Source organism: Cereibacter ovatus (assembly GCF_900207575.1).
In the GTDB taxonomy this organism is placed as follows: Bacteria; Pseudomonadota; Alphaproteobacteria; order Rhodobacterales; family Rhodobacteraceae; genus Cereibacter_A; species Cereibacter_A ovatus.
The window spans coordinates 13,012-31,186 of record NZ_OAOQ01000016.1 but is presented as its reverse complement, the minus strand read 5'-3'; the positions used below and the strand labels follow the sequence as shown (position 1 = coordinate 31,186).

Genomic DNA, 18,175 nt, shown 5'->3' with positions numbered 1-18,175 from the left:
GGCCATGAAGGTGATCATCTGCGGCAGCGGCCAGGTCGGCTGGCAGATCGCGCGTCACCTGTCGGGCGAGAAGAACGACGTGACGGTGGTGGACAACAATGCCGATCTGGTGCGCCGGGCGACCGACACGCTGGATGTGCAGGGTGTGGTGGGTTTTGCCTCTTACCCGGACGTGCTGGAAAAGGCCGGCGCGCGCGATGCCGACATGATCATCGCCGCCACCTATTCCGACGAGGTGAACATGGTCACCTGTCAGGTGGCCCATTCGATCTTTGGCATCACCCGAAAGATTGCCCGCCTGCGGGCGCAAAGTTATCTGGATGCGATCTATTCCGACCTTTACCGCCGCGATCATCTGCCGATCGACGTGGTGATCTCGCCCGAGAAAGAGGTGGCCGAGGCCGCGCTGCAACGGCTTGCCGCGCCCTCGACCTTCGATACCGAAAGTTTCATGGACGGCAAGGCGCAGCTTCTGGGTATCGCGCTGGACGACGAATGCCCGGTGCTGAACACGCCGCTTCGGCAGTTGAACGAGCTGTTCACCAGCCTGCGCGCCATCGTGGTGGGCGTGCGCCGCGAAGGGCGGCTGTTCGTGCCAGAGCCGGGCGACCAGCTTTTCGCCGGCGACGAGGTCTATGTCTTCGTCCATTCCGAGGATGTGACACGCGCGCTGGACATCTTCGGCAAGGCCAGCCGCAAGCAGGAACGGGTGATCGTGGTGGGCGGCGGCAATGTGGGCCTTGCCGTGGCCAAGGCGCTGGAAAGCCGCGCCGACCGGGTGCGGGTCAAGGTGATCGAGCGCAACCGCGCCAAGGCCGAGGCCGCCGCCGACGGGCTGGAACGCACCATCGTGCTGAACGGCGACGGTCTGGACATGGATCTGCTGATGGAGGCCAACATCGACCGCACCGACGCGGTGCTGGCGGTGACGGATGACGACAAGACCAACATGCTGGTGGCGATCCGGGCCAAGCAGGCGGGCTGTCCCATGGCCATCGTTCTGGTCAACGACCCCACGCTGATCCCGCTGATGCAGGCCCTGGACATCGACGCCTATATCAACCCGCGCGCCACCACCGTTTCGTCGATCCTGCGCCATGTCCGGCAGGGCCGGGTGCGGGCGATCTATTCGGTGGGCGACGCCGAGGCCGAGGTGATCGAGGCGCAGGTGTTGTCGACCTCGCCGCTTGCCGGGCGCCATATCCGCGACATCGAGTTTCCCGAAGGCGTGCTGGTCGGCGCGGTGATGAAGGGCGACCGGGTGCTGAAACCCACTGGCGACCTGCGGGTGGATGATGGCGATGTGATCGCGCTGTTCTGTATGGCCGCGGACGTGCCGGAGGTGCAACGCCTTCTGCAAGTCTCGATCGACTTCTTCTGACATGGGCTGGCTGCGCCCGGTTCCGCTGATCGTCGTGCTGATGGCGCTGGCTGCGCTGGCGATGTATGTGCCCGCCGCCCATGCGCTGGCGCTGCGCCAGCACGAGGTGGCCCGGGCCTTCTTCTACAGCGGCACCATCCTTCTGATCCTGAACGCGATGATCGCCATCGCCACCGCGAACCGTCCCCCCACCCGAGAGGCGCGCGGCCATCTGGGCACCCTTGTGGGCGCCTATCTGATCCTGCCGCCGATGCTGGCGCTGCCGTTCACCATCGCGGTGCCCGACACCAGTTTCACCAACGCCTGGTTCGAGATGCTGTCCTCGTTCACCACCACGGGGGCCACGCTTTACGACACGCCGGGGCGGCTGCCGCCTTCGGTGCATCTGTGGCGGGCGCTGGTGGGATGGCTGGGCGGCTTTTTCGTGCTGACAGCGGCCATGGCGGTGCTGGCGCCGCTGACGCTGGGCGGGATGGAGGTCTTGTCGGGTCACGCCCCGGGGCGTGAGCGGGTGACGCAGATCACCCGCACCGCCGATCCGTCGGAACGGCTGCTGCGCCAGTCGCTGGCGCTGTTTCCCGCCTATGCCGGGCTGACGATCCTGCTGTGGCTGCTGCTGTCGCTGGCCGGTGAAAGTGGGCTGGTGGGGCTGGTTCATGCCATGGGCACCATGTCGACCAGCGGGATTTCCCCGGTCGAGGGGCTGACATCGGGCACCGCCGGCATCCCCGGAGAGGTCATCATCTTCCTGTTCCTGTTCTTTGCCGTCTCGCGCCGGCTGTTGCCCGGCACCGCGATGGTGGACCGCGATACCCCCATTCACCGCGACCCCGAGGTGATGATGGCGTTCTTCTTCCTGCTGGGGGTGCCGGTCGTGCTGTTCCTGCGGCACTGGATCGGCGCCATCGAGACCGAAGAAGTCCAGAACCTTGCCGCCGCCGCCCGCGCGATGTGGGGCGGATTGTTCACAACGCTGTCGTTCCTGACCACCACGGGCTACGAATCGCAGACCTGGGCGGCCTCGCGGTCGTGGTCGGGGCTGGGCACGCCGGGCCTGATCCTCCTGGGGCTGGCCATCGTCGGCGGCGGCGTCGCCACCACCGCGGGCGGGGTCAAGCTTTTGCGCGTCTATGCGCTTTACCGCCACGCCGAGCGCGAGTTGGAACGCATCGTCCATCCCAGTTCCATCGGCGGGCAGGGCCGGGTGGCCCGGCAGTTGCGCCGCGAAGGCGCCTATGTCTCGTGGATCTTCTTCATGCTGTTTGCGCTGTCGATTGCGGTCGTGACTGGCGCGCTCAGCGTTGCGGGCCTGCCGTTCGAACCCGCGATGGTGCTGACCATCGCCTCGCTGACCACCACCGGCCAGCTTGCCGACCTTGCCGCCAGCACGCCGATCCGCTGGTCGGGCCTGGGCGATGCAGCCAAGATCATCGCCGGCGTGGCGATGGTCGTGGGCCGGATGGAGACGCTGGCAATCCTTGCGCTTCTGGCCCCCGCCACCTGGCGCCGCTAAGCAGAAATGCGGCACTCGGGATCTGTCGATGGGGCAGGCCCTTGTTGGGGCTGGAATCTCGGGAAATACCTATTCATATTGATTCCAACCGTCGGATTGCAGCCGGGGGGAACGAGGACAGACGGACGCGTCTCAATTATAAAGGCAAATAACGGATGGCTGCCGATAAACAGAACTTGCAGGATGCCTTTCTCAATCACGTCAGAAAGGCGAAGGTTCCGGTAACGATTTTCCTGATCAACGGTGTGAAACTTCAGGGTGTGATCACCTGGTTCGACAATTTCTGTGTGCTGCTGCGCCGGGATGGCCAGTCGCAGCTTGTTTACAAGCACGCGATCTCGACCATCATGCCCGGGCAACCGATCAACCTTTACGAGGGCGACGACTGATTTGACCGATCCCGAGGAAGGGGAGGAGGAACCCCGCCACGAGGGGAACGGAAGCGGCGACGGGGGATCGACCCGCGCGCAGCCGATGCGCGCCTATGTGCTGCACCCCGACATCCGCACCGATCGTTCGCGCCGTCTGCCGGAACACCGGCTGGCCGAGGCGGTGGCGCTGGCCGCGGCCCTGCCCGAGATGGAGATTCTCGGGTCGGAAATCGTTCGGCTGCCGCGCGCCCAGCCCGGCCTGCTGTTCGGAACCGGCAAGGTCGAAGAGCTGAAACAGAAGCTGCACGCGCTGGATGTGGGGCTGGTGCTGGTTGATGGCCCGGTGTCGCCGGTGCAGCAGCGCAATCTGGAAAAGGAATGGGGCGTCAAGCTTCTGGACCGGACCGGGCTGATCCTTGAGATCTTCGCCGATCGCGCCCGCACCCGCGAGGGGGTGTTGCAGGTCGAACTGGCGGCGCTGTCCTATCAGCGCACGCGGCTGGTGCGGGCCTGGACCCACCTTGAACGCCAGCGCGGCGGCTTTGGCTTTGTCGGCGGCCCCGGCGAAACCCAGATCGAGGCCGACCGGCGCGCCATCGACGAGCAGGTGATCCGCATCCGCCGCCAGCTTGAAAAGGTGGTGAAAACCCGCGAGTTGCACCGCGCGTCCCGGCGCAAGGTGCCGTTTCCGATCGTGGCGCTGGTGGGCTATACCAACGCCGGCAAATCCACCCTGTTCAACCGCGCGACCGGGGCCGAGGTGCTGGCCAAGGACATGCTGTTTGCCACACTCGATCCCACGATGCGGGGGGTGACGCTGCCGTCGGGGCGCAAGATCATCCTGTCGGACACGGTGGGCTTCATCTCGGATCTGCCGACGCAACTGGTGGCGGCGTTCCGCGCCACGCTGGAAGAGGTTCTGGAAGCCGATCTGATCCTGCATGTCCGCGACATCGCACATCCCGAAACCGCCGAGCAGGCCGCCGATGTGGCCGAGATCCTGCAAAGCCTTGGCGTCAAGGGCGGGACGCCCCAGTTCGAGATCTGGAACAAGCTTGATCTGGTCGAGTCCCCCGCGCATGAGGCGCTGATGGCGCAGGCCGCGCGGTCGGATCATGTCTTCGCCCTGTCGGCGCTGACCGGCGAAGGGCTGGACCGGCTGCTGGATGCGGTCTCGGCCACCTTCGACGAGGAAAAGACCGAGCGCACGCTGACGCTGGGCTATGCCGATGGCCGGCGGCGGGCGTGGCTGCATCAGGAGGGCGTGGTCACATCCGAGGATCAGACCGACGAGGGCTATCGCCTGTCCGTCCGCTGGACCGCCCGGCAGGAAAAGCGATACCGCGATCTGTAACGGCGGGCTGCGGGATCGGGTTTCGATCGCGCGCGTTCACGACCCCGGCAGATTTGGGGCGCCGTGCGCGCGGGATCGAGAGGAACTCGGGCACGGGTCGAACGCATCTCCTTTGGGGCGGCGCGCACGCGGGGTCGAGTCCTGATCGAGACACCGCAGGCGTCAGGCCCCATGAAGGGTCATTCCGGCGCCGCCGCATGGCGTGGTCAGTGGCCCCCCGGCCCACAGCCTTTGCAAAATGCCGTCCGATGGCCGCCGCTTGCCGCGGTCGGCTTAGCGCGGTTCCAGCCGGGTGATCCCCACCGCCGCGGCGCGGGCCAGCGCAGGGTCGAGCGACATCGGGATATATTCGCCCCGGCGCCACAACTCGCCCAGATTGTCGTAAAAGCGCGACAGCGGGTGGCCCGACTGGCCGGTCGAGGTGATGAACACAGAGGAATCGGGATCGGCAAAATCATAGACCCCGCGATAGACGGCGCCGGCCACGTTCTCGTAGGGCTCGGCTCCGCTGCCGCGCGTCAGGCCGCGCATCAGCGTCTGATCGCCGCCCGAAGTGGACTGGCGGATGTTCACGAAATAGCGCAGCACCGCCGCGCGGCCCAGCGTCTGATGGTCGTGGGTGGCCTGATGCGCATCGCCCCAGCGCCAGCTTTCGATATTGGCACCGCGGCTTTCGGTCAGGTCGATCAGCGCATCGTCCAGCGCCATCCGGGCGATGTCGGTGCAGGTCTCGATCGCGGCCGACTGGATGATGTCGCACCAGACCGCGGCGCCGTTGGTGTCGCGGTAGACGCGCTCGATGAAGTCGGGCTGCACATGGGCGAAGTCGTCGGCCAACGGGCCCAACTCGTCCCGGATCAGCCGGTCCTGCAACGCGCGCACCCATGCCATGTAGATCAGCGGCTCTGGCAGATGTTCGTTCATCTCGCCGTTCCATTCGGCAAGGATGGTCAGCGCCCGCTGACGCAGCCGTTCGGGCGTGCCTTCGGGGGCGGCCTCGCCGGTGAACCACAGATCGGCCGCAACCAGCGGTAGAAGATTGCGCGCCGTGGGGCTTACGGTGTCAAGCTGCGCCTCGATAAAGCTTTCGCGGGTGTGGACCTCGCGGGTTTTCATCAGCGCCAGCCAGCGCTGGATGCGCTGGGTGTCGCCCCAATCATGCGACACATGCCGCGGAAAGGGCCGGTCCAGCGTCTTGTTGTTGGTGTTGCCCAGGATGCCGCTTTCGGGGTTCACCACCCGCAGGTTGTCGTCATAGGGAAAGACGCCCTGCCAGCGGTTTTCGGCCAGCCATCCCGGCGTGGGCATCCGGCCCTGCGACTGATGCGCCGGATCGCGCCGGGGCATGGCGCCCACGGTTTGCAGCGCGATCCCGCTGAGGTCGGCCAGCATCAGGTTCTGCGCCGGGGCCACGAACAGCCGGCCGGCCTCGATCGCCTGCGCAATATCCTGCGCCCGCATCAGCCGCATCGCCGCCGAGATCGAGGTGTCGGCCGCCGAAAGCGCCGTCCAGGACAATGAGGCGACATGACCGGGCGGTGTCACCGCGGCCAGATCGTAATGCGATCCGGGCAGCACCGGGCCGTTGTCGGTCCAGCGCAGCGTCACGGTCAGCGGCTGGCCATCCTTCACCGTGATGATCGAGCGGCGGGTCTCGAACCGCTTCCAGCCGTCGGGGGTGCGGTATTCCTCGCGGTTGTCGGGGTTCACTTCCTCGATATGGATGTCCTGATCGTCCATATAGGCCGAGGTCAGCCCCCATCCCAGCCGGTTCGACCGCCCCAGAAGCACCGCCGGAACCCCCGGCAGCGTGGCGCCGATCACGCCGCCGGTGGAAAGCTGAAGCCGGGCAAGGTAGAAGGTCGTCGGCGCGGCAAAGGCCAGATGCGGGTCATTGGCCAGCAACGATCCGCCCGCCGCCGAGCGCCCCGGCACCGCCGCCCAGGCGTTCGAGGCGCCGCCGCGGGCCTTCGGATGGAACGGTGACAGCGGATCTTCGGCCAACGCGGCCCGGCGCAGCGCGGGCAGCGGCCCCGGCACAAGGCTGGCATAATCGGGCAGCGCCGTCACGCCCCCACCCGGGGCATCGGCCAGAATGTCGGCCACCCGCGCATCGGGCAACAGCAGCGAGACCCGTGCCCGCAGCACCTCGGATTGCAGATGCGTGGACAGCTGCAACGCCATCAGCTTGACCAGCGCGATGCTGTCGGCCGGGCGCCAGACCGCGATCTCGTTCGAGAACAGGAAGAATTCGGGTGCGCCGCGGCCGCGGGCCTCGGCGTTCACCTGCTCGATCCAGGCATTCACGCCGCGGGAATAGGCATCGAGCGCGTCCAGCGTTTCGGCGTCCTGCGCTTCGACCGATTGCTGGGCCAGATTGTACAGGTCATAGCGGCGCATCAGCTCGTCGATCTTCAGCGTGCGTTCGCCGAACACCTCGGACAGGCGGCCCTGCGCCGTCCGCCGCAGCGTCACCATCTGCCACAGCCGATCCTGCGCATGGGCGAAACCCAGCGCGAAGAACACGTCCCGGTCGGATTTTCCAAAGATATGCGGGACGTTGGCATCGTTTCGCACGATCTCGACCGGGCCTTCGATGCCGTCCAGCCGAAAGCTTTCGTCATAATCGGGCAGCGAGCGCGACAGGAAGTAATAGCCGATCAGCGCCGCGCCCAGCGCCAGCACCACCATCCCGGTGAAGATGCGCAACAGCCAGCGGAACACGACGATCATGGGGGCCTGTCCTTGACGCGAGAGGTCGGATGGTTCCTAGTCGATCCGTTTCGCCACGGCAATCGGGAGGAAGAACATGGCCAAGCTTGCGTTTCTGGGACTGGGGGTCATGGGCTTCCCGATGGCGGGCCATCTGGCCGCGAAGGGGCATCAGGTGACGGTTTACAACCGCACGCCCGCCAAGGCCGAGGCCTGGGTTGCGCAGCATGGCGGCGGGGCCGCGCCCACGCCCGCCGCCGCTGCCAAGGGGGCCGATTTCGTCATGGCCTGCGTCGGCAATGACGACGACCTGCGCGCGGTCTGTCTGGGCGAGGCAGGGGCCTTTGCCGGCATGGCGCCGGGTGCGATTTTCGTCGATCACACCACGGTTTCGGCGCAGGTCACGCGGCAGATGGCCGCCGAGGCCGAGGCCCGCGGGCTTGGTTTTGTCGATGCGCCGGTGTCCGGCGGGCAGGCAGGGGCCGAGAATGGCCAGCTTTCGATCATGTGCGGCGGTGCGCCCGCCCATTACGACGCGGCCGAGCCGGTGATGGCGGCCTATGCGCGGATCTGCAAACGGCTGGGCGACAGCGGCGCCGGCCAGATTGCCAAGATGATGAACCAGATCTGCATTGCCAGTCTGGTGCAGGGGCTGGCCGAGGCGCTGGCCTTTGGCGAAAAGGCCGGGATGGACGGCCGCGCCGTGGTCGAGGTCATCAGTCAGGGTGCCGCGGGAAGCTGGCAGATGGCCAACCGCCACGCCACCATGCTGGATGACCGTTTCGACTTCGGCTTTGCGGTCGACTGGATGCGCAAGGATCTGGGGATCTGCCTGGCCACCGCCGATCAGGTGGGGGCAAGCCTGCCCGTCACCGCGCTGATCGATCAGTTCTACAAGGACATTCAGCAGATGGGCGGCGGACGGTGGGATACATCCTCGCTGATCAAGCGGCTGCCGCGTTAAGGACCATCCTCGCCCTGCCGGTCAATCGGCAAGGCGAGGGCCCGACAGCCCCGCGGCGCATGGGATACGTCGCCTGTCCGCCAGATGTCGGCGGCGGCCCGCTCTTGCGTCGTGCTGGGGATGGTGCGCGAACGCCCGCCCGCCACCTTGCCCCGCTTTCAGGGGATGATGCGCGAATATTTCACGCCGCCCAGTGTGGCGCCCGCGATCAGGCCGGACTGACCAAAGACCAGCGCCACGACGGGCTGGATCTCGGTGGTTTCCTTGCCAAGGCTGGCGCCCTGATCGGGGGTGGCATAGCGCACATCCGCCCCCACCGCCCAGCCAGTGCCGCTGCGGAACTCGGCCAGCGCGGGTTCGGTCATGAAGAACAGCGCATGGGCATATTGTTGCGCGCCGATCTGAAAGCCGATGGTGGCGCGGGTGGCGGAATAATAGTCCACCGTGATGTCGTTGATACGCAGTGCGCCCCGGCCATAGGCGCCACCGATGCCAAAGCCGGCTTCGGTCACCAGCGGCATGTAAAGCACACCGCGGGCATCGCGCGCCAGATCGCGCGTGCCGGGATAGCGGTTGAACAGATAGTCCCGCGTCGCATCCACCCGCGCGTCGATCACCGCGGCATTGTTGTTGCCCACGCCATTGGCGCAACCCGCAGCCAGCAGGATACCGCTGCCCGCAGCGCCCAGAAACGCCCGTCTTGAAAAGTCAGCCATGAAACCCTCTTGTCCGCCTCAAGCCCTTCGGTCAGGGATCTGCGTCCCCTGACAACAGGATATAGCTGTTTCTTCGCGCTTTGTCAGCCGGGCTGGCAAGCGGCGGCGGCCTGCCGCTTACCCCCGGCCCCCCGTCAGGCGATCTCGCGCAGCAGCCGTGCGGCTTCCGGAGCGAAATAGGTCAGGATGCCGTCGCAGCCCGCGCGCTTGAAGCACAGCAGGCTTTCCATCATCGCGGCCTCGCCCTTGATCCAGCCGCGTTCGGCCGCGCCCTTGATCATCGCATATTCGCCCGACACCTGATAGGCATAGGTCGGCACGCCAAAGGTGTCCTTCACCCGGCGGCAGATATCCAGATAGGGCATGCCGGGCTTGACCATCACCATGTCGGCGCCCTCGCGCAGGTCGCGCTCGATCAGGCGCAGTGCCTCGTCGCTGTTGCCGGGGTCCATCTGATAGGTCTTCTTGTCGCCCTTCAACGCACCCGAGGCCCCCACCGCATCGCGGAACGGCCCATAGAACGCCGAGGCGTATTTGGCCGAATAGCTCAGGATCGCCACGTCCTTGTGGCCCGCGGCCTCCAGCGCCGTGCGCATCGCGCCGACCCGGCCATCCATCATGTCCGAGGGCCCAAGAATGTCGGCGCCACAGTCCGCCTGCACCAGCGCCATCTTCACCAGCGCCTCGACGGTTTCATCGTTCAGGATGATCCCATCGCGCACAAGGCCATCATGCCCGTTCGAATTGTAGGGATCGAGCGCCACATCCGTCATCACCGCGACGTCGGGCACCGCGGCCTTGATCGCCCGGATCGCCCGGTTGGCCAGGTTGTCGGGGTTCCAGGCTTCCTCGCAACCTTCGGTCTTCAGCGAGGGGTCGGTATAGGGAAACAGGCAGATCGCCGGAATGCCGAGGCCCGCCGCCTCTTCCGCCGCCTTCACGATCAGATCGACCGAGCGCCGCACCACGCCCGGCATGGAGTGGATCGGCTCTTCGACATTCACGCCGTCGCGCACGAACAGCGGCCAGATCAGATCGCCGGTCGTCAGTGTGTTTTCCTGCGTCAGGCGGCGCAGTGCGTCGGTGCGGCGGATGCGGCGGAAACGGGCGTGGGGGTAGGCGGCTTGGATCGGGCGCATGGCAGTCCTCGGGGGCGCAGGCGTGGCCTGCCTGCGCGGCTTGATGGAATTTTTTCTGCCTGCCATGGAAAGGCCGGCTTCTCAAGGGTAGGAATGCCGCAAGCGCATCGCGCCAAAGTGAGGGTCGCCCGTGGATCTTGCCGCCACCGTCTCGGAAGTGATCGATCTTCGGTCGTTCTCGAACCTCTGGTTCTGGATCGCCGTCGCAGTGATGTGGTCCACCGCCAGCCATTGGGTGCTGGGCGTGCCGTGGGATCTGGTGCAGCGCGCCCGCCACGGCAATGGCACGGCCGCGGCGCATGTCCATCAGCTTGCCCGCATCCATTGCGACCGGCTGCTGCATATCGGCCGCAATGCCGGCGTCTGGCTGGTCGGACTGGTCTCGGGCGCGGTGACGACGCTTGCCCTGCTGGCGTTGCTCTATGAAAACGAGTTTGCACAGGCGCTGTTGTGCCTGTTTCTTCCGATGACGATGGTGGGCGGGCTTAGTCTGCATACCGCCAGCCGGATCGATGCGGGCGGGGTCGAGGGGCCGGCGCTTTACCGGCTGCTGGCATCGCATCGGCGCTGGGTGCAGATGCTGGGTGTGATCTCGATCTTCGTCACCGCGGTCTGGGGGATGTATCAGAACGTCCGCATCGGCGTGATCTGAGCATTGACGCCGCGCCCCGCGCTGATAGGTGAACCTGATGCAGAGCAATACCCGGATCCTCCTCGGCGGTGCGCCCGAGGGCTTTGACGCCCGCCTTGTCGCGAAGGAACTCGACCGCGGGGCGCCGGTCGTCCATGTCGCGCGCGATGACAAGCGACTGGAAGCGATGCGCGCCGCGCTGGCGGTGATGGCGCCGCAGGCGGTGGTGCTGGAATTTCCGGCATGGGACTGCCTGCCTTACGATCGCGTGTCGCCCAATCCCGAGATTTCGGCCCGGCGGATGGCCACGCTGGCCGCGCTGGCCCATGGGATTCCGGGACGCTTCGTGCTGTTGACCACGCTGAACGCAGCCAGCCAGAGACTCCCATCGCGCGAGGTTTTGCGCGCCGCGTCATTCTCGGCGCGGGTGGGGGATCGGGTGGATGAAGGGCGGCTGCGAACCTACTTGTCCCGAATGGGTTTTTCGCTGACCGACACGGTGACGGAACCCGGCGATTATGCGATCCGGGGCGGGATTGTGGATATCTATCCGTCAGGCGTGGCGGGGCCGGTGCGGCTGGATTTCTTTGGCGACGTGCTGGATGGTGCGCGCCGGTTCGATCCCGACAGCCAGCGCACGGTGGAAAAGCTGGATCTGGTAGAGCTTGCCCCGGTGTCCGAAGTGATGCTGGACGAAGCCGCGATCACCCGGTTCCGCCAGAACTATCGCATCGAGTTCGGCGCCGCCGGCACCGACGATCCGCTGTATGAGGCGGTCAGTGCCGGCCGCAAGCATCAGGGGATGGAACACTGGCTGCCCTTCTTCCATGCGCGGCTGGAAACCCTGTTCGACTATCTGCCCGACGCTTCGGTGATGCTGGACGATCAGGTGACGCCGGCGCGGATCGCGCGCTGGGAAGGCATCGCCGATCAGTATGACGCGCGCCGCGAGGCGATGGCGGCCAAGGGGCGGATCGATACGGTTTACAAGCCGTCCGCGCCCGATCTGCTGTATCTGGACGACGCGGCATGGGATGCAGCGACCAAGGGGCATCGCGTGATCCAGCTTTCGCCCCTGCCGCAATCGCCCGGACCGGGGGTTCTGGATGCGGGCGGCCGGATCGGGCGCAGTTTCGCCCCAGAACGTCAGCAGGAAAACATAAGCCTTTTCGGTGTCTTGGTGGATCATATTCGCGCATTGCGCGAAGATCGTCAGGTGGTGATCGCCAGTTGGTCCGATGGCGCAAGAGAGCGCCTGAAAGGCCTTCTGGAAGATGCCGGGCTGCAAGGTGCAACCTTGGTGCGCGACCTCCGCGACGTTCCCGAGGGCCGCGGCGGCACGCATCTGATGGTCTGGGCGCTGGAGCAGGGTTTCACCGCGCCGGGTCTTGCGGTGATCTCGGAACAGGACGTGCTGGGCGACCGGCTGATCTCGAAGCCGAAAAAACGCAGGAAAGCCGAGAACTTCCTGCGCGAACATGACACGCTGACGCCGGGCGATCTGGTGGTTCACGTCGAACATGGCGTCGGCCGCTACATGGGGCTTGAGACGCTGCGCGTCCCGCAGCCGCCCTCGAACAAGCCGGGGCCGCCGCACGACTACCTGCACCTTGTCTATGCCGAAGAGGCCAAACTTTACCTGCCGGTCGAGAACATCGAGCTTCTCAGCCGCTATGGTCACGAAGAGGGGTTGCTTGACAAGCTGGGCGGCGGCGCGTGGCAGGCCAAGAAGGCCCGCCTGAAAGAGCGTATCCGCGAAATCGCCGAGCGTCTGATGCGCATCGCGGCCGAACGCCACCTGCGCCACGCCCCCATTCTGGAAGCGCCGCATTCGCTTTGGGAGGCATTTGCCGCCCGCTTTCCCTATCAGGAAACCGACGACCAGCTGGCCGCCATCGCAGATGTGGTGGCGGATCTGGAATCGGGCAGCCCGATGGACCGTCTGGTGGTGGGCGACGTGGGCTTCGGCAAGACCGAAGTCGCGATGCGCGCGGCCTTTGTCGCGGCGCTGGCGGGGATGCAGGTCGCGGTGATCTGCCCGACGACGCTGCTTGCCCGTCAGCATTTCCGCAGCTTTTCCGAACGCTTCCGCGGCTTTCCTATGAAAGTGCATCAACTGTCGCGCTTCGTGTCTGCCAAACAGGCCGCCGAGACGCGGGCGGGGCTGGCCGATGGCACGGTGGATATCTGCATCGGCACCCACGCGCTGCTGGCCAAGGGGGTGAAGCTGAAGAACCTCGGCCTGCTGATCATTGACGAGGAACAGCATTTCGGTGTTTCGCACAAGGAACGGCTGAAAGAGATGCGGTCCGAGGTGCATGTGCTGACCCTGACCGCGACACCGATTCCGCGGACGCTGCAACTGTCGCTGACGGGTGTGCGCGATCTGTCGATCATCGCGACGCCGCCGGTCGATCGCCTTGCCATCCGCACCTATGTGTCCGAATTCGACACCGTCACGATCCGCGAGGCGCTGCTGCGCGAACGCTATCGCGGCGGGCAGAGTTTCTTTGTGGTGCCGCGCCTGACCGACCTGCCCGAAATCGAGGCATTCCTGCGCGACCATGTCCCCGAAATCAGCTGTGTCGTGGCGCATGGCCAGCTTGCCGCGGGCGATCTGGATGAGCGGATGAATGCCTTTTATGACGGCAAGTTCGACGTGCTTCTTGCCACGACCATCGTGGAGTCGGGGCTGGATATTCCAACCGCGAACACCATGATCGTGCATCGCGCCGACATGTTCGGACTAAGCCAGCTTTACCAGATCCGCGGCCGGGTGGGCCGGGCCAAGACGCGCGCCTATTGCTACCTGACCACCAAGCCGCGGTCGCCGCTGACGCCGCAGGCGATAAAGCGGCTGCGTCTTCTGGCCAGCCTCGACAGCCTTGGGGCGGGCTTCAATCTGGCGAGCCACGACCTTGATCTGCGCGGCGCCGGCAACCTTCTGGGCGAGGAACAATCCGGCCATATCAAGGAAGTGGGCTATGAACTTTACCAGCAGATGCTGGAAGAAACGATCCAGAAGATCCGCTCGGGCGAGTTGCAGGGCCTGACCGAACAGGACGAACACTGGGCGCCGCAGATCAATCTGGGCGTGCCGGTGCTGATCCCAGAGGAATTCGTGCCGGATCTGGATGTCCGGCTGGGGCTGTATCGCCGGCTGTCGGGGCTGACCACCAAGGTCGAGCTGGAAGGGTTTGCCGCCGAGCTGATCGACCGCTTTGGGCCTTTGCCCAAAGAGGTCAATACCTTGCTGCTTGTTGTTCGCATCAAGGCGATGTGCAAGCGGGCAGGGATCTCGCGGCTGGAGACCGGCCCGCGCGGTGCGACGGTGCAGTTCCACAACGACCGCTTTGCCAATCCGGCGGGACTGGTCGATTTCATCAAGGCGCAGGGCGATACCGCGCGGGTGAAGGACAACAAGATCGTGCTGGCGCGCGACTGGAAGACTGAATCCGACCGCATCAAGGGGGCCTTTGCCATCGCCCGCGATCTGGCCGAAAAGGTGGTTCGCCCGGACAAGACCAAGGCGTAACGCCACCCCCGCCAGCCGGGCGGGGGCGGTCGTTTCAGTGCCGGGGCAGCGTCCGGATCAAGAGGAAGCCCGCGCCGGTGAAACAGGCCACGCCCAGCATCAGCGGCTGGGGCGTGCCGTCAAAGGCCAGCCCCAGCGGCACCGCCAGCCCGACCGAAACCACCGTCGCGACCGACCCGATGACCGAGGCCGCCATGCCCGCGATATGGCCGACCGGCTCCATCGCCAGTGCGTTCAGGTTGCCAAGTGTCAGGCCCGCGGTGAAAAACACCCCCGTGGTCCAGAGCACATAGGCGGGAAAGGCCAGTGCCTCGGACCACAGGCCCTGCGCCGCGGCGGCCCACATGGTCAGCGACACCACCACCTGCGCCCCCAGCGCCAGCGTCACCAGAAACCGCATCCCCAGCCGCATCACCAGCGCCGCGTTCACAAGACTTGCCGTGCCCGCCATCAGCGCGATCAGCGCAAACCACATCGGGAAGCTGTCGCCCCGGTTCCACGTCACGTCAAAGATCTGCTGGGTCGAGGACAGCGTGGCAAACAGCGCCCCGAACACCAGCGTCTGCACCCCGATGGCGGTCACGATCACCCGATGCGACAGCACTTCGCGCAGAGCCCCGGTCAGGCGGGCGGCCGAAACCTCGCGCCGCGCGGCAGGCGGCAGCGTTTCAGGCTGGCGCAGGCCCAGCCACAGCATCGACAGCGCCGAAAAGCCCAGAAACGACAGGAAGATCCCGCGCCAGCCCAGCCCGTCGATGACGACACTGCCCAGCAGCGGCGCAAAGGCCGGAACCAGCGTGAAGATCAACATGGCAAAGCTCATGATCCGCGCCATCTCGCGGCCTTTGTAAAGGTCGCGCACCAGCGCCAGCGACACCACCCGCGGCGCCGCCGCCCCCAGCCCGCCCGCAAGACGCGCCAGCAGCATCAGGCCCAGCGTGGGTGCAGCCCATGCCGCCAGCGCCGCCGCGCAGTAAAGCACCGCGCCGCCAAGGATCACCCGCTTGCGCCCGAAGCGGTCCGACAGCGGGCCGGCGACGAAGGTGCCCAAGCCCATGCCAAGGATAAAGCTGCTCAGGATCAGCTGTGCCCGGTTCGGTGCATCGGGCGACAGTTCGGCCGCGATCTCGGGCAGGGCGGGCAGCATCGAATCGATGGAAAACGCCACTGTCGCAAACAGCATCGCGATCATGCCGACGAATTCGGGCCGCGACAGCCGCGCCTCGGGTGGAAGGCTGGGGATGTCGGTCATGGGTGCGGCCCGGACAGCGCGGCGATCTCGTCGATCACCTGCTGCCACAACTCGACCGGCTGCGCGCCGGGCATCACATGGCGGCGATCGACCAGAAAGATCGGCACGGCCCGCACGCCCTTGGCGCGGGCATCGGCGGCGCGGGCGGCGATGTCGTCGCGGTCGGCATCCGTCGCCAGCAGCCGTGCGACCGCCGCCCGGTCCATGCCCACCTGCGCCGCCAGATCGGCCAGAACCGACCTGTCTCCGATGTCCAGCCCCTCGCGGAAATAGGCGCGGAACAGCGCCGCCACCATCGGGGTCTGGCGGCCCTCGATCCCGGCCCAATGGATCAGGCGGTGCGCGTCCAGCGTGTTCGGCATGCGTTCGATGCGGTCGAAGGCGATGTCCAGCCCGGCGGCCTCGGCGGCGGTCTGGACCTGCATGAAGGCCGCCACCGCCTCGGCCTGACTGCCGAACTTTGCTTCCAGATAGGCGCGCAGGTCCATGCCTTCGCGGGGCAAGTCGGGATCAAGCTGGAACGGATGCCATTCGATCACGAACGGATGGTCGGGCCGGGTTTCCAGCGCACGGTCAAGCAGGGCCTTGGCGATGTAACACCACGGGCAGATCGGTTCAGCGAAGATGTCGAGACGGATCAAGCGGCCGCTCCTTTCGTGGTGATGCGCGGGAAGGCCCTTCGGTGGCTGCTGCGACCAAGGGACGCCCTGTGCTACGCCCGGGCGGGGACCGATGCAAGGCGCGGGCCGTCACGGGCTCTTGATCTTTTCCACCCGTCGGCTATGTGCGAATGAACGTTCATTCGCCCCGTCAGGATGGCCATGTCAGACCCCGCCCTTGCCCCCGTGCAGCGCAGCGACGAGATCCTTGACCTGATCCGCGGCACCTTTGCCGAAAAGGGCTTTGACGGCGCCTCGATGCAGGATCTTGCCCGGGCTGCGGGCATGAGCGTCGGCAACTTCTACCGCTATTTCCCCTCGAAGGCCGCCATCGTCGAGGCGATCGTGATGCGCGATCTGGCCAGCGTCGAGCGTGACTTTGCGCTGGTGGTCTCATCGCCCGATCCGATGGGCCGCCTGCGCGAAATCCTGCGCTACCGGATCGACGTGCAACTGTGTCAGGAGGATTCGCCCCTTTGGGCCGAGATCACCGCCATGGCCCACCGCAACCCCGAGATCGGTCAGATCTGCGCCGGGATGGAGGCGCAGATCGTCCGCGCTCTGGTGCGGATATTCGCGCGCGTGACCGCGCTGGCCGAGGCCGAGGCGCAGGCGCGTTTTGCCGGTCATGCAGGCTTTGTGGTGATGCTTGCGAAGGCCTGGGCACTGGATGCACCCCACAAAAGGGCAGGCGCGGCGGATCTGAAACCGCTGCTGCTGCGTACCATCGACGCGACGCTTGACGAGGTCGCGGATTTCAAGGCGAAGGGCTGAGCCATGGCGCGTTTTCTTCTGTCTGTCATGCTGCTGGGGATGCTGCCCATGGCCGTGCCCGCGCAAGAGGCGCCGGTGGCCCCGCAGCAGGCGCTGCCGGCGATTACCGTGTCCACCGTGGTGCGGCTGCCGATGCGCGACCGGGTGATCGCCTCGGGGCTGGTGGGCGCGGTCGAGATGGTTCAGGTCCAGCCGCTGATCGAAGGCCAGCCGATCGAGGCGCTTCTGGCCGATGTGGGCGATGCCGTGGCCCAGGGGCAGGTGCTGGCACGGCTGTCGCTGTCGACGCTGGAATTGCAGAAAAGCCAGTTCACCGCGTCGCTTGCTTCGGCGCGGGCGACCATCGCGCAGGCCGAGGCGCAGGTTCTTGAGGCGCAGGCCTCGGGCGACGAGGCGCAAAGGGTGGCGCGGCGCACCGCGCAGTTGCGGGCGCAGGGCGCCGCCTCGCAGGCCGCGGCCGATACCGCGCAGGCCGCGTCGGTCTCGGCCAATGCCCGCGTGGTGGTGGCGCGTCAGACGCTGGAAGCCGCGCGGGCGCAGGTGGCACTGGCCGAAGCGCAACTGGCCAATGTTGAATTGCAGTTGCAGCGCACCAATGTCGTGGCGCCGGTGGCCGGCGAGATCGTGGCGCGCAATGCGCAGGTGGGGGCCATCGCCTCGGCGCAGGGCGAGCCGATGTTCACCCTGCTGCGCGATGGCGCGCTGGAACTGTTCGTGGACGTGGCCGAACAGGATCTGATCCGCCTGCGCGCCGGTCAGCCGGCGGTGATCAGCACGCTGGGCACCACCGATCCCCTGCGCGGCACGGTGCGGCTGGTCGAACCCGCAATCGATACGGCCACCCGGCTCGGTCGCGCCCGCATTGCCATTGAAAGCACCCAGGACGTGCGCAGCGGCATGTTCGCCGAAGCCGAGATCCTGGTTGCCGAACGCGAAACGCTGGCGGTGCCGGTGACGGCGGTCGGGTCCGGCCCCGAAGGCCCCACGGTGATGCGGGTCCGTCAGGGCGGCACGGTGGAACGTGCGCCGGTCAGGACCGGCATCCGCGACGGCGGCATGGTCGAAATCACCGAGGGCCTGTTCTCGGGCGATCTGGTGGTGACCAAGGCTGCGGCCTTTGTGCGGCCCGGCGACCGGATCAACCCGGTTCCGTCCGACGCGACCAACTGAAGGG

General features: G+C 66.4%; 14 protein-coding genes. 9 read left to right on the top strand and 5 right to left on the bottom strand.

The window, feature by feature from the left end; translation table 11 throughout:
- The first annotated feature begins 4 nt into the window (after positions 1 to 4).
- The 4 genes from trkA (at position 5) to hflX (ending at position 4,619) form a co-directional block, all read left to right on the top strand.
- Positions 5 to 1,381, top strand: coding sequence for a Trk system potassium transporter TrkA (trkA, locus tag CRO07_RS14290; RefSeq protein ID WP_097031348.1), 1,377 nt, complete (start codon positions 5 to 7; stop codon positions 1,379 to 1,381).
- A 1-nt stretch (position 1,382) separates the two neighbouring features.
- Positions 1,383 to 2,894, top strand: coding sequence for a potassium transporter TrkG (locus CRO07_RS14285; RefSeq protein ID WP_097031347.1), 1,512 nt, complete (start codon positions 1,383 to 1,385; stop codon positions 2,892 to 2,894).
- A gap of 155 nt (positions 2,895 to 3,049) precedes the next feature.
- The gene (gene hfq, locus CRO07_RS14280; RefSeq protein WP_002719962.1) at positions 3,050 to 3,283 is read left to right on the top strand and encodes an RNA chaperone Hfq; all 234 of its coding nucleotides are present in this window, start codon (positions 3,050 to 3,052) and stop codon (positions 3,281 to 3,283) included.
- Between the two features lies 1 nt (position 3,284).
- Positions 3,285 to 4,619 carry a GTPase HflX gene (gene hflX / locus CRO07_RS14275; RefSeq protein WP_097031346.1) on the top strand — a complete coding sequence of 445 codons (1,335 nt, stop codon included), beginning with the start codon at positions 3,285 to 3,287 and terminating at the stop codon, positions 4,617 to 4,619.
- A 273-nt stretch (positions 4,620 to 4,892) separates the two neighbouring features.
- Here the strand turns inward: hflX and CRO07_RS14270 are convergent, their stop codons facing one another.
- Complete coding sequence (locus CRO07_RS14270) at positions 4,893 to 7,352, bottom strand: penicillin acylase family protein (protein WP_097031345.1); 2,460 nt, start codon at positions 7,350 to 7,352, stop codon at positions 4,893 to 4,895.
- Positions 7,353 to 7,428: 76 nt separating this feature from the next.
- On the opposite strand from CRO07_RS14270, the gene CRO07_RS14265 reads away from it, so the two are divergent.
- Positions 7,429 to 8,295 carry an NAD(P)-dependent oxidoreductase gene (locus tag CRO07_RS14265; protein ID WP_097031344.1) on the top strand — a complete coding sequence of 289 codons (867 nt, stop codon included), beginning with the start codon at positions 7,429 to 7,431 and terminating at the stop codon, positions 8,293 to 8,295.
- Positions 8,296 to 8,453: 158 nt separating this feature from the next.
- Here CRO07_RS14265 and CRO07_RS14260 read toward each other — a convergent pair whose 3' ends face one another.
- On the bottom strand, positions 8,454 to 9,011 hold the full coding sequence (locus tag CRO07_RS14260; protein WP_097031343.1) for a lipid-binding SYLF domain-containing protein: 558 nt from the start codon (positions 9,009 to 9,011) through the stop codon (positions 8,454 to 8,456).
- A gap of 134 nt (positions 9,012 to 9,145) precedes the next feature.
- Entirely contained in the window at positions 9,146 to 10,150 is a 1,005-nt protein-coding gene (gene hemB / locus CRO07_RS14255; RefSeq protein WP_097031342.1) for a porphobilinogen synthase, read from the bottom strand.
- 130 nt (positions 10,151 to 10,280) lie between these two features.
- Here hemB and CRO07_RS14250 point away from each other — a divergent pair, with 130 nt between their 5' ends.
- Together CRO07_RS14250 and mfd are read left to right on the top strand one after the other, a co-directional pair.
- Positions 10,281 to 10,802 carry a component of SufBCD complex gene (locus CRO07_RS14250; protein WP_097031341.1) on the top strand — a complete coding sequence of 174 codons (522 nt, stop codon included), beginning with the start codon at positions 10,281 to 10,283 and terminating at the stop codon, positions 10,800 to 10,802.
- 37 nt (positions 10,803 to 10,839) lie between these two features.
- A complete protein-coding gene (gene mfd / locus CRO07_RS14245; protein WP_097031340.1) occupies positions 10,840 to 14,316 on the top strand; it encodes a transcription-repair coupling factor in 3,477 nt (1,158 codons plus the stop codon).
- A gap of 34 nt (positions 14,317 to 14,350) precedes the next feature.
- Here the strand turns inward: mfd and CRO07_RS14240 are convergent, their stop codons facing one another.
- Positions 14,351 to 15,568 (bottom strand): MFS transporter, encoded by a 1,218-nt coding sequence (locus CRO07_RS14240; RefSeq protein ID WP_097031339.1) that lies wholly within the window; start codon positions 15,566 to 15,568, stop codon positions 14,351 to 14,353.
- The gene (locus CRO07_RS14235) at positions 15,565 to 16,209 is read right to left on the bottom strand and encodes a DsbA family oxidoreductase (protein ID WP_097031338.1); all 645 of its coding nucleotides are present in this window, start codon (positions 16,207 to 16,209) and stop codon (positions 15,565 to 15,567) included. Before CRO07_RS14235 ends, CRO07_RS14240 begins: the two co-directional genes overlap by 4 nt.
- Positions 16,210 to 16,389: 180 nt before the next feature.
- Between CRO07_RS14235 and CRO07_RS14230 the strand changes: the two genes are divergently transcribed.
- Both CRO07_RS14230 and CRO07_RS14225 read left to right on the top strand, forming a co-directional pair.
- Positions 16,390 to 17,001 (top strand): TetR/AcrR family transcriptional regulator, encoded by a 612-nt coding sequence (locus CRO07_RS14230; protein ID WP_097031392.1) that lies wholly within the window; start codon positions 16,390 to 16,392, stop codon positions 16,999 to 17,001.
- A gap of 3 nt (positions 17,002 to 17,004) precedes the next feature.
- Positions 17,005 to 18,171: an efflux RND transporter periplasmic adaptor subunit gene (locus CRO07_RS14225; protein WP_097031337.1), complete on the top strand. Its 1,167-nt coding sequence runs from the start codon at positions 17,005 to 17,007 to the stop codon at positions 18,169 to 18,171.
- The last annotated feature ends 4 nt before the right edge of the window (positions 18,172 to 18,175 follow it).